Annotated in this window: 7 protein-coding genes and 1 tRNA gene; 3 read left to right on the forward strand and 5 right to left on the reverse strand. The window is 42.5% G+C overall.

What is annotated here, in order from left to right; translation table 11 throughout:
- The first annotated feature begins 142 nt into the window (after window positions 1–142).
- Together K9M07_04270 and lepA are read left to right on the forward strand one after the other, a co-directional pair.
- Window positions 143–1,696, forward strand: a complete 1,554-nt coding sequence (locus tag K9M07_04270; GenBank protein MCF7852440.1) for an NTP/NDP exchange transporter — start codon at window positions 143–145, stop codon at window positions 1,694–1,696.
- A gap of 513 nt (window positions 1,697–2,209) precedes the next feature.
- Window positions 2,210–4,015 carry a translation elongation factor 4 gene (gene lepA, locus K9M07_04275; GenBank protein MCF7852441.1) on the forward strand — a complete coding sequence of 602 codons (1,806 nt, stop codon included), beginning with the start codon at window positions 2,210–2,212 and terminating at the stop codon, window positions 4,013–4,015.
- A gap of 1,070 nt (window positions 4,016–5,085) precedes the next feature.
- On the opposite strand, the gene K9M07_04280 is transcribed toward lepA, so the two are convergent.
- Both K9M07_04280 and gnd read right to left on the reverse strand, forming a co-directional pair.
- Window positions 5,086–5,982: an SDR family oxidoreductase gene (locus K9M07_04280; protein MCF7852442.1), complete on the reverse strand. Its 897-nt coding sequence runs from the start codon at window positions 5,980–5,982 to the stop codon at window positions 5,086–5,088.
- 127 nt (window positions 5,983–6,109) lie between these two features.
- Window positions 6,110–7,564: a decarboxylating NADP(+)-dependent phosphogluconate dehydrogenase gene (gene gnd / locus K9M07_04285; GenBank protein ID MCF7852443.1), complete on the reverse strand. Its 1,455-nt coding sequence runs from the start codon at window positions 7,562–7,564 to the stop codon at window positions 6,110–6,112.
- Window positions 7,565–7,705: 141 nt separating this feature from the next.
- Here gnd and K9M07_04290 point away from each other — a divergent pair.
- A tRNA-Arg gene (locus K9M07_04290) sits at window positions 7,706–7,778 on the forward strand.
- 3 nt (window positions 7,779–7,781) lie between these two features.
- Here the strand turns inward: K9M07_04290 and K9M07_04295 are convergent.
- The 3 genes from K9M07_04295 to K9M07_04305 all read right to left on the reverse strand — a co-directional run bounded on the left by K9M07_04295 (window position 7,782) and on the right by K9M07_04305 (window position 12,242).
- The gene (locus K9M07_04295; GenBank protein ID MCF7852444.1) at window positions 7,782–8,543 is read right to left on the reverse strand and encodes an N-acetylmuramoyl-L-alanine amidase; all 762 of its coding nucleotides are present in this window, start codon (window positions 8,541–8,543) and stop codon (window positions 7,782–7,784) included.
- 128 nt (window positions 8,544–8,671) lie between these two features.
- Window positions 8,672–10,120, reverse strand: coding sequence for a UDP-N-acetylmuramoyl-L-alanyl-D-glutamate--2,6-diaminopimelate ligase (locus K9M07_04300; GenBank protein ID MCF7852445.1), 1,449 nt, complete (start codon window positions 10,118–10,120; stop codon window positions 8,672–8,674).
- A gap of 130 nt (window positions 10,121–10,250) precedes the next feature.
- On the reverse strand, window positions 10,251–12,242 hold the full coding sequence (locus tag K9M07_04305; GenBank protein ID MCF7852446.1) for a penicillin-binding protein 2: 1,992 nt from the start codon (window positions 12,240–12,242) through the stop codon (window positions 10,251–10,253).
- Window position 12,243: the final 1 nt, after the last annotated feature.

A 12,243-nucleotide genomic window follows, 5' to 3' on the forward strand; every position in this document is an offset into this window, starting at 1 on the left:
TTTTTTACCCCTTCCCGGTTTTAGTAATCTCCTAGTTCGACCATAGGTCGAGCGTCCGAGAACAAAGACCGCGGCAGGCGGTCCCAAAAAGTTGCAAAGCCGAGTTAAACCTATAACGACTAATTTTTTACAAGGTTAGGATATGTCAACTAAATCTGATACCAATTCCGAATTTAAAGGCCTGCGCGGTATTTTGTGGCCGATTCATGGATTCGAATTGAAAAAGTTTCTCCCTATGGGTCTCATGATGATGTGTATTTTATTTAACTACACCATCTTAAGAGACACCAAAGATACTCTTGTCGTAATGTCTCCCGGTGGCGGAGCAGAGTGTCTTTCTTTCCTTAAACTGTACGGGGTGACTCCTGCTGCGATCTTATTTATGGTCGTCTTCATGAAGCTCGCTAACGTCCTTTCGAGAGAGCGGCTTTTTTATGCCGTACTTCTTCCGTTTTTAGTGTTCTTCGGAGCCTTTGGATTCATTATTTATCCAAACAAAGAACTCCTCCACTTAGGATTAGATACGATTCAATCACTCCAAGCCCGTTTTCCTAATCTTCACTGGTTTATTCCCGTGATTGGAAATTGGAGCTTTAGCATGTTCTATATCTTATCCGAGCTCTGGGGAAGTGTTGTTCTTTCAATGCTCTTCTGGCAATTCGCCAACCAAATTACTAAAGTTAACGAAGCAAAACGCTTTTATGGCCTTTTTGGAATGCTCGGAAATGTCGGCCTTCTTTTATCCGGCCCTACGATTATGTTAACAGCTAAGTATGCAAAAACGCTTCCAACTCATATTGACTCTTTTGGCGTCAACCTCAAGATGCTTATGGGAGCTGTCATTGTTGCCGGCATCGTCGTTGTATTCACTTATCGTTGGATGAATAAGAACGTACTTACAGACCCTAACCTTTACGAAGAAGGTCAGGAAAGTAAAAAGAAATCAAAAGCAAAACTTTCCGTTATGGAGAGCTTCCGCTATATCTTGAAAAACCCTTACCTTATGATGATCGCCGTTCTCGTTCTTTCTTACGGTGTTGCGATCAATCTCGTTGAAGGTGTTTGGAAAGGTCAAATTAAGATCGCGTTTCCTAACAAAAACGACTATAACATGTTCATGGGACAATTCTCTACATGGACGGGTGCGATTACAATCCTTCTTATGGTCATAGGAAACAATATCTTGCGCCGACTCAGCTGGCGTAAAGCAGCAATTATCACTCCGATCATGGTTTTAGTCACATCGTCGATCTTCTTCTTCGTTGTTTGGAGCGGTAATAAGAGCACGCCATTCACTCCATTATTTGGAAGCATCACTGTTGTTCTCGCAGCCGTGATCGTCGGGCAGATACAAAACGTTCTTTCAAAAGGAACAAAATACTCGCTATTCGATTCAACAAAGCAAATGGCTTACATCCCACTTGATCCTGAAGTGAAAGTGAAAGGACAAGCCGCTGTTGAAGTCGTTGGAGGCCGTGCCGGTAAATCCGGTGGAGCTGCGATTCAATCAACGCTTCTCGCCCTGATCGGCGGAAACGTCTCTCTTGCGAGCTTGACCTTTATCCTAGGGCCTCTTGTCATTATCGTTTGTTTGGCTTGGACATTCTCAGTCGTCGGCTTAAGCCGCCGATTCACAAACCTTGTCAACTCACAAAAAGAAGAGGAAAAAACAAAAGAAGCGGCAACTGTTGCTTAATTTGTCTCCCCTTTATAAAAGATGATAACAAAATCCCCCGCGTTCTCTAAAGGAACTTCGGGGGATTTTGTTTTACCCTATTGAGGGAATTGCAAAATTCGCTTCGCGGGGCCAAATTCGATGATCGCAAAGCCGATTCGGCTTTTTGTGCAAATTGCCTAAGGCCATGAGGTTATGTCAATTTGCAAAAAGCTGAATCGGCTTTGCGAGCGCGGGCTTGGCTCCGAATGGAGTTTTGCAACTCCCTCTATTATCAAAATTCACGTTATCCACATTGACGAGCCCCATATCAATTTGATATTCTATATATACTGCTCATGATTCAATAATTGGTTTTTTGATCATCGGCCCATCCCCCCTTTTCAAATGTGCTTCGCGCAGTCGCCTATTTATTAATAGCGCTCCGGCTCAGCAACTGCCTACGGCATCATTGAAAATTGGGGAGCCGATTTCTAAAAATTCCAATTCTTGAACCACTCTCAGCATATTATGAATTCATAACGAGATATATTTGTGCACGAATACGATATAGAAAAAATTCGAAATTTTTCGATTATTGCCCACATTGATCACGGCAAATCAACCATTGCAGACCGATTACTGGAAATCACCAAATCCGTTGCCGAACGCGATATGCAAGAACAACTTCTTGATGATATGGACCTCGAGCGCGAGCGCGGCATTACCATTAAGGCCCACCCCGTGACGATGTACTATACAACACCCGAAGGTGAAACCTATCAAATCAACTTTATTGACACTCCCGGCCATGTGGATTTTAGCTATGAAGTCTCTCGCTCGCTTTCAGCTGTAGAAGGAGCCCTTCTCGTCGTCGATGCCTCCCAAGGAGTCCAAGCCCAAACCCTGGCAAACGTCAACTTAGCCATCGATAAACATTTAGCCATTACACCTGTCATCAATAAAATCGATCTCCCCGCTGCAGATCCCGAGCGGATTGCACATGAAATCGAGGAGCTCCTAGGCATCAAAGCATCTAGTTGCGTCAAAGTCTCAGCAAAGACCGGCCAAGGCATTGATGACGTATTAGAAGAGATTATTTACGCATTCCCTTCCCCTAAAAAACCTGAGACAAATGAGCTCAAAGCGCTTGTTTTTGATTCTCATTATGATAATTATCGGGGAGTCATGGCTTATGTACGCATCATGAGCGGTGAAATTAAAAAGAAAGACTCTATTTTATTTATGCAATCGAACAAACGCCATGAAGTGTTAGAAGTAGGAGTCTTCTTACCCGGAGAAAAACCTGTCGATATTCTTCGCGCCGGTGAGGTTGGCTATGTGATAGCCGGGATTAAAGATCCGACGATTGTTCAAATTGGGGATACGATAACCCTTGCCGATCATCCGGCCAAGGTTCCATTAGAGGGCTTTCAAAAAATCACACCCGTTGTCTTTGCAGGGATCTATCCTGTTGATGCCTCAGACTTTGAGCTGGTGCGCGATGCCTTCAAAAAACTTTGCCTTAATGATTCTGCCCTCCATGTTGAACAAGAGAGCAGCCTCGTCTTAGGAACGGGCTTTAGATGTGGCTTTTTAGGTCTTCTTCACTTAGAAGTTTCTTTTGAGCGGCTACAGCGCGAATTTGATCTTGATATTATCACCACTGCCCCCAGTGTTCTCTATAAAGTGAAACTTACAAGTGGGGAAACCATCGATGTTGAAAGCCCCATTCATTTCCCTGATCCAACGGTGATCGAGTGCATTCATGAACCCCTGGTTTTATCGACAATTATCACACCGCCGGACTACCTGGGAAATATTATGAGTCTAGGCAATGAAAAAAGAGGAGAGCTCTTACATACCGAAACAATTGATTCCAATCGCCTCATGCTTAAATTCCGCTTTCCTCTCAATGAGATCATTACCGATTTCAATGACAAGCTCAAATCAATGACACAAGGCTACGCCTCATTTGATTTTAAGGCCGATGGGTATGAAAAAGGCGATATCGTCAAACTCGAGATTCGCGTGAATGAAGAACCTGTCGATGCATTTTCAACTCTCGTTCACCGCTCAAAAGCAGAAAGCAAAGGACGCGCGATTTGTGAAAAACTTGCAGAAGTAATCCCTCGCCAACAATTTAAAGTGCCGATCCAAGCCGCGATTGGTGGAAAAATTGTCGCTAGAGAAACCCTCTCAGCCCTCTCTAAAAATGTGACGGCCAAATGCTATGGCGGAGATATTACGCGTAAACGCAAACTGTGGGAAAAGCAAAAAGAAGGAAAGAAAAAGATGAAAGAAATTGGCAAGGTTAATATCCCCCAATCAGCTTTCATCAAAATCCTCAAATCCACCTAACCAGCATTTCTCACACATTTGAGTCGCCTTATCTATACCGGGAGTGATTCAAGAGTTGGAATTTTTAGAAGCCGGCTATAGCGATGGTCGATCGGGCCGAAGGCCCTTTACCGAAAGGGCGCGCTATTGACAATAGGCAGAGGTGAGGTAAATCAACCAAGTGGGGATGCCGGCGACAAAAAAAACAACTCTTGAATGCCGAGCGGTATACATCTGTCCGACTCAAATGTGTGAGAAATGCTGGCTAGAAGCCCGATTTAACCCTCTGTCTTCACTCTGACAACAGGCATAATAGTTGTTCTGATCCGCTGACTTGATGAAAAATAAAAGCAGCGGATCAAAACAAGTGTTTATAACATCTTTAAAATCAATGACTAATGAAAAAAAGGGCGTATTAAAGATTAAATTTACCATTAAAAATGGTCAGTTTTGAAATTCCAACAACAAATGGCAAAAAAGCTGTTTGTTGTTGGATTTTTATCAAAGTAGAGGTGTATGATCGGAGAAAAAGAGAGGGGAAAATGAGTCTTTCCAAATTCATCGGGCGAGAGGTTGAGTTATCCAGGGTGAAGGGGCTGATAGATAATAGGAGTGCAAGTCTTATTGTTGTACGAGGGAGAAGACGAATTGGCAAGAGTAGGCTTCTTTCAGAATGCCACTACAAAACAACTCGGATGTCAAATTGATTACATGATTCAAACGCGTTTTCAGAGTCTTTTTTTATGTGAGATTAAATTTTCCAAAAAGCCCGTATGTCTCAAGATAATTAAGGAGATGGAAACCAAGCGAAAACGATTAAAAACTCCTAAATTTTGTTCCATTCGGCCTGTTCTTATTCATGTAAATGGGGTGGACGAAAGTGTTTTGGATGAGGGATATTTTGATAAAATAATCGACTTTAGTCAGCTATTAGGTTGAAAGTTATAACCATTTGATATTCAGGTGTATGAAAATAGGGAACCAGCTGTTTCCCAAATAGAGTTTAGTCGTAAAAAATAATTGTCATTGCAGAGTATGAATCAACCGATCTAATTCATGAAAAGATTTAGAGATGCTCTAAAAGAGAATCTCTAATGCTTTGCTTCATTAAATTTTCGTATTTCTTCTAGATAGATGTCGCCTGTAAGATCTAGAAGCTTTGGAGTTACATACTGTCGCGCATGCTCACTGGTTTGATATCGTAGTTTTGGTTTGGGATCTTGAATGACACCAAAAAGGAATTGTGCAACCTCTTCGGGCGATTGACTTGGTGAAAGGAGCTCGGGATGAAGAAGTCGTTCTTTGGTTTCTGCCTCAATTGCATTCACAACGCTTTGGTAAGGATTGTTTAGGACCTCTCTAGTGCCTAGTGGAAGAGCGAAATATGTCTTCAATAAATCAGGTTCCACAATGGAGACAGAGATATTATAGGGCTGAACTTCGATGCAAAGCGATTCAGAAACAGATTCTAATGCTGCTTTGCTGGCTGCATACATACTACCGTAGGGTGGGGTGCAAAAGGCATTGGGAGAACTAATATTGATGATATGCCCCGCCTTGTGATTTCGCATAGTAGGAAGAACTGCTTGAATGAATCGAATAGGTGCGAAAAAATTTACTTCCATTTGGTCTTGAATTTCTTTGCCCGTGAGCAACTCAACAGGGCCTACAAGAGCATATCCCGCGTTATTAATAAGAATATCGATGTGCCCTTCCTTTTCCAGAATGGTTTGGATGGCGGCTTGGATAGATGTTTCATCCATTAAATCCACAGGAAGAAAATGTAGATTATCTTTTACAGGAAGAGAGGTCTTGTTAGATGGTCTGATTGTGCCATATACAGTGAATCCACTATTTACCAAATGCTCTGCAGTTGCAAGACCAACCCCTCTAGAGGCGCCTGTAATAATAGCTACCTTGTTTTGCCCGGTATACACTGGGAAAACCTGAAATAAAAAGGCTATCAAAATCAAAAACTGGCGCACCATAACTCCTTTTTATATTGCATAGCTCTCGCACTACCCTAAAATCTGAGAGGGCCTTTGCTTTAGCCCTTCTCCCCAACTGTGTGAGAAATGCGGGCTAATGCTCTGTCACAAACTTGAGTTGTGGACTTTAAGCATTGTATGTACTGGAGCTAATATCGCCCCCGGTACCGGTCCAATTCGTATGGAAAAATTTGCCACGGGGCTGATCGATTCTCTCATAAGTATGCGCCCCAAAAAAGTCGCGCTGTGCCTGCAATAGATTGGCAGGTAGACGGCTTGAGCGAAGTCCATCAAAAAATGCAAGAGATGAGCCGAAACAAGGAGTTGGTATGCCATGTTCAATCCCAAGGCAAACCGTTTTCCTCCATCCCGGAACTGATTTTTTGAGCTCGCTCATAAAGAAATCATCAAATAGCAAGTTATTTAGATTTTCATGTTTATCGTAAGCTTCTTTAATTTTGCCTAAAAACTTGCTGCGGATAATACAACCACCACGCCACATGAGAGCGATACCGCCATAATTGAGATTCCAACCCATTTGTGTAGCAGCTTCTCTCAGCAACATAAAGCCCTGTGTATAGCTGATAATTTTTGAGGCATAAAGAGCATCTTTTACATGATCAATGACATCTTGTTTATTTCCATTAAAGGGGGGTGCATCAAAGGCAAACTTAGGGGCCATTTCAACACGCTCTTCTTTAAGTGCAGATAAACATCTCGCGAATACGGCTTCTCCGATGAGTGTGAGCGGCATGCCCATATCAAGAGCGCTGATCGCAGTCCACTTTCCGGTTCCTTTCTGACCTGCCGTATCTAAAATACTTTCAACAAGAGGCTTACCCTCTTTATCGCGATAGGCAAAAATCTTGCTTGTGATTTCAATTAAATAGCTATCGAGTTCACCATGATTATATTGATCAAAAATGGCATGGAGATCATCAGCAGACTGTTTTAAAATTGATTTTAGAATGTGATAGGCTTCGCAAATAATCTGCATATCGCCATATTCAATTCCATTATGGACCATTTTAACATAGTGACCGGCGCCTCCTTCACCCACCCAATCACAACAAGGCTCATTATCATCGCTCTTTGCGGCAATCGCCTGTAATATGGGTTTAATTTCCGCCCAAGCATCGGGATGCCCGCCGGGCATTAGAGACGGGCCATGACGCGCCCCTTCCTCTCCACCGGAAACGCCACAACCGACAAATAAAATCCCCTTTTCCTTGAGATCTTTATAACGGCGTTCCGTGTCGGGAAAATGACTATTACCACCATCGATAATAATGTCACCTTTTTCTAGAAAAGGAAGACATTCCTGGATTAGCATATCGACCGGCTGACCGGCTTTGACCATGAACATGACTTTGCGCGGTCTTTTCAATGTCGCAAAAAATTCCTTAAGTGAATGGGCCCCAATGACCTGAGAGCCTTTAGCTAAGTCATTTAAAAAGTGATCGACTTTATCTACCGTGCGATTATATGCAACGACGCGATATCCATGATCGTTCATATTCATAATCAGATTTTGACCCATAACAGCAAGGCCAATTAGCCCAATATCCGCCTCTTGTGACATGGCATGACTCCCAAATGTTCAGAAATTTAAAAAAAACCTATTTTTTCCACTTTACTCAGCTTATCTCGACTTTGCAAGAAGAAAACGAGCTGTTATTTGAAAGAAAAGGTTTAAGAAGGTTATACTTGTACCGGTTCCCTTGTCCGCGTAGCTCAGGGGATAGAGCGGCTGCCTCCTAAGCAGCAGGTCGTGCGTTCAAGTCGCACCGTGGACATTTCTAACCCGCATTTATAGCGGGGTTTTTTTTAAAGTAGCGATCGATTCCGCTTGCGACTCCTTTTGCCACTTTATTCAGATATTTTAAATCTTTTAAAAGCCTGATTTCTTTGGGATTGGTCATGAACCCCCCTTCGATCAGAATAGCGGGCATTTTTGTCTCTCGAATGACACAGAAATTGCCATTTTTAATCCCACGGCTTTTAGCTCCGGTCATTTCAACCACATGATCGATCACATGTGAAGCGAGTTTTTTAGAAGCATTTTGCCGCTTGACATCCCCTTTTGGATAATAAAAAACCTCAATGCCCGTCACATTGCGATTTTTCGCTGAGTTATAATGGATGCTCACAAACAGCGAACATCCCGATTGATTGGCAATTGAAGCCCTTTCAATCAGTGAAACAAACGTATCTGAATTACGCGTGAGTAATACCCGATACCCTAAATTATTTAAGTGTTTTTTCACAAGTTTTGCCGTGACCAAGTTCAGTTGTTTTTCTTGGCTTTTAAAATACTCAGCCCCATGATCATAATCCCCATGTCCCGGATCAATGACAATTAACGGTTTTGCATGGATCTCTTCAGGGAGAGTAAATTCAACCTTCGGCTCAAGCTTAGGGCGACTTGCCGCTTTGATCGCAGTATACGCATCGGGATTTTGATGCGAACACCCCGTCATCAATGCGATCAGTAAAAAAAACAAGGGAAATAATCTCGACTTTGTACATTTTTTGGCGCGATTTTCACAATCTTTTGACATACAATCGGTTACCAATTCCTGTAGTGGCGTGTTCAAGCCGATTGCAGGAATTGGTAACCGATTGTATGTCAAAATCTTGCAAAACTCGCATCCGAAAAATGTACAAAATCGAGATAATCTAAAGCGCATCATGTCCCCATCAACTCTTTTGCGATTTGGTAATCATCAAAATCGATTGTGCGATGACGGAAAATCTGTCTGGTTTCATGCCCTTTCCCTGCAATCAAAACCGAATCCTGTTCCCCTGCTTTTTCTAAGGCAAGGGCAATTGCCTTTCTCCGGTCAAGTTCAATAATCACCTCTTTGGATGGATCCATCCCCTCTCGAATCGCCTCTGCGATAGCTTGAGGATCTTCACTGCGCGGATTGTCACTAGTTAAAATAGTCACATCTGCATTGTGTGCGGCAATCCCTCCCATAATGGGCCTTTTAGCGGCATCTCGATCTCCCCCCGCCCCAAAGACGGCAATGATTTTTCCTTTTGTCAAAGGACGTATCGCTTGCAGTGAGCTTTTTAGAGCATCCGGCGTATGGGCAAAATCGATATACACATCTTTTTGATCCGATGGGATCCTTTCCATCCTTCCTTTCACACCCGGAAATTGGGACAACTTTTTGAGAACATAAGCAAATGATTTTTTATAGCTTAGAGCGATGGCACATGCGGCTAAAATATTTGAGATATTGTAGAGCCCAATCAAAGGAACTTCAACAACTCCTTCATGATCCTGAGCATGTAAAATAAAACGAATCCGATCTTTAAACAGTTCAATATCACTTGCCCAAATATCACTCGGTTTTTGCATCGAATAAAAAATGACTTGTCCGGGGAAATCCGATATCATTTTTTCACTCTCACACGAATCGGCATTCACAATAGCCATCGCCCCTTGTTTTGCCCACACTTCAGTGAAAAGAGAGGCCTTAACATTATGGTACTCTTCATATGTTTTGTGATAATCGAGATGATCCTGCGATAGGTTGGTAAAGACAAAGCGATCAAAGCGAATGCCTTGAATTCGCTTCTGATCAATTGCATGTGAAGTCACTTCCATCACCCCAAATGGACAATGATTGATGACCATTTCTTTTAACAATTTATGCAAGGTTAGACAGTCGGGGGTCGTGAATTCGCTCAACATACGGTGCTTGCCCGTAATTGTTTCAACGGTCCCAATCATTCCCACCGGAATATGGTCTTCAAGTAAAAAGCGAGCCAGGTATGCCACCGTTGTTTTGCCATTCGTTCCCGTGATTGCAATCGTATTGAGCTTGTCCGAAGGATAATCATAAAAGCGGTTGGCAATTTCAGCTTCAATTGCATTGGGATTCGGATGAATGATTTGAGAGATCTGCTCCAAAAAGGGGTTATAAATATCAGTTAAAATAGCAACAGCACCCGCTAAGATCGCCTCATTAATAAATTCACTGCCATCTCTTTTAAATCCCCTCTTCGCAATAAATAAATCGCCGGGAGCAACCCGTCGAGAATGGGCGCAAAGCCCCATAATCTCGACTTCCTTGGAACCCCTTATCTCGATTCCGGGAATTCCATTAAATAATTTCTTAAGTTTCATTATTATCTCTTTATTATTTTTTAGCCTACTCAGTCACCGGCATAGCCAATAACCGGGTGGATTTTTGATTTTAGTTCAATGGACAATAAAACTCCAATGAAGCTAACCCGCATTTGTAAGAAATGAGGGGCTAATCATTCCATTCGTGATAAAGATCGGTCAGTCGTCGGTTCTCTTCAATCCAATCAGCCCTATGTTCATCACGGCGTGGATCCCCGGGTGGCATGCCATATGGATCGTCGGGTTTTACTCCTAAATAACTCAGTGCCTTTTTTGAAATGTCGCGAAAAATGGGAGCGGCGCATTTTCCGCCAAATTGTGTCATTCCAAATCCGGGTATAAATTTTTTCTCGGGCTCGTCAATTGCAACGAACATCACAAACTTAGGCTTTTCTGCAGGAACCATCCCGACAAACGTGGAAAAGTGGCAATTTTTGTCGTAAACACCATTGATCAATTTTTCAGCCGTGGAGCTTTTTCCCGCTTCGGTATACCCATAGATCTCTCCTGCGGCTCCGGCGCCCCCCTTCTTCGTAATATATTTGGTTGATTGAATGATCCGACGACAGATCCACTCATCAAGTACTTTTTGAGGAGGTTTGTGATTGATCAATGCGCATTGAATCTCTTTTTGCGTTGTGGGATCGACAATTTTTTTAATAAGAGTCGGATAGACCAAATATCCTCCACTTGCAAAGATAGAATAGACCCGTGTGATTTGGACAGCATTGGCTAGGAGGTTATACCCCATTGCAAGAGAAAATGGCGTAGGAATAGACCATTGCAATTTACTTCCCCCATAAGTCTTACCCGGTGACGGAAGAAATCCGGGATTTTCGTAGGGCAACTCCACACCGGTCTTCACCCCGAATCCAAATACGTTTTCGAGTTGATCTCGATACCAATGGGGGCCGATTCTTTCACAAACCTGTTGCATGAGGCGAGCAACATAGACATTAGATGATTTTTGTATTGCCATATCCATATTGAGAAAGCGGTGTGTTTTAACATCTTTTAGAGGACCTCGACCTAAAAAGTGATGATCATCACAGCGCCTCGGTGCTTCGGGATCAAAAAGCTCTTCTTTTCCCTCTTGCCTTAGCTTTTCATTAGCCATAAGAGCAATGGCGCAAGAAACGGCTTTCATCGTCGAACCCGGCTCAAAAGAATCCGAAATATTTTTAATGCTCGTTGCTGTGAGCAAGTCTTGATCGTTATAATATTCTCGATATTTTTCGGGATAAAAGAACGGGTATTGAGCCATAGCCAAAATATGGCCCGTGTAAGGATCCATCATTAAGACCATGCCCGCTTTAGCATTAACCTTTTTAACGCCGATTTCTAATTCTTCCTCACAGATCTCTTGCAAATAGTGGTTAATTGTCAAATAGACATCATTGCCATGTTTTACGGGCTTAATGATTTTTTTGACCTCCATCTCTTGCCTAGGAGATCTTATAATCACCCGCTTACCCTTTTCCCCTTGAAGAAAGGAGTTGAACACCATTTCGATTCCCCCGGTCGGAATGGCTTGATCGGTTTCATCATCCCTCTCCTCGCGCACAGTATGCAAAACCTGACCGAGTAATTTCCCAAAAGGATACATCCGCTTATAGTCTTTCACAAAAAAGAGAGCATTCATGGGAAGTCGAGCCTGTTTTGAAAAACTTTTCCACCATTCCCTTACCTTAGCTTCCTCTTCACATGAGATCCATTTGAGTAATTTACGCGAACGGGATTTTTTATAAAGAGACTCATTAAGAAGTGTGATTTGCTCTTTATTTAGATCAAGAAGCTCAGCAATCATTGCCGTGATTTTGTCTTTGTGTTCTATAGGAATCGAATCGGGGTCTGCATACAGATGGTATTTTAAAACATCGAAAGCAAAAGGCTGAGGCTTTTCAACATGACCAAATTTAATATCGGTGTTCGAATAAATAACCCCCCGCTTAAAATTATCATACAGCACTGTTTGATGTTGTCTATTCGCAGCAAACATCCACTTATCGTGCTCTTTAATTTGAAGGCGATAAAATTGTATCACTAGAAGGGAAAAACAAAAAAAAAGGGAAACGGCAACAGCGAGAATGCGCCTGCTTTCTTTTGAGGGACGTACGGACATT

The sequence above is a fragment of the Simkaniaceae bacterium genome (assembly GCA_021734805.1).
GTDB lineage: Bacteria > Chlamydiota > Chlamydiia > Chlamydiales > JACRBE01 > Amphritriteisimkania.

Coding starts and splice junctions, on each gene's coding strand:
- K9M07_04300 (MCF7852445.1), bottom strand. CDS start 10,120: ATGAAACTTAAGAAATTATTTAATGGAATTCCCGGAATCGAGATAAGG.
- K9M07_04270 (MCF7852440.1), top strand. CDS start 143: ATGTCAACTAAATCTGATACCAATTCCGAATTTAAAGGCCTGCGCGGT.
- K9M07_04305 (MCF7852446.1), bottom strand. CDS start 12,242: ATGTCCGTACGTCCCTCAAAAGAAAGCAGGCGCATTCTCGCTGTTGCC.
- K9M07_04295 (MCF7852444.1), bottom strand. CDS start 8,543: ATGTCAAAAGATTGTGAAAATCGCGCCAAAAAATGTACAAAGTCGAGA.
- gnd (MCF7852443.1), bottom strand. CDS start 7,564: ATGTCACAAGAGGCGGATATTGGGCTAATTGGCCTTGCTGTTATGGGT.
- K9M07_04280 (MCF7852442.1), bottom strand. CDS start 5,982: ATGGTGCGCCAGTTTTTGATTTTGATAGCCTTTTTATTTCAGGTTTTC.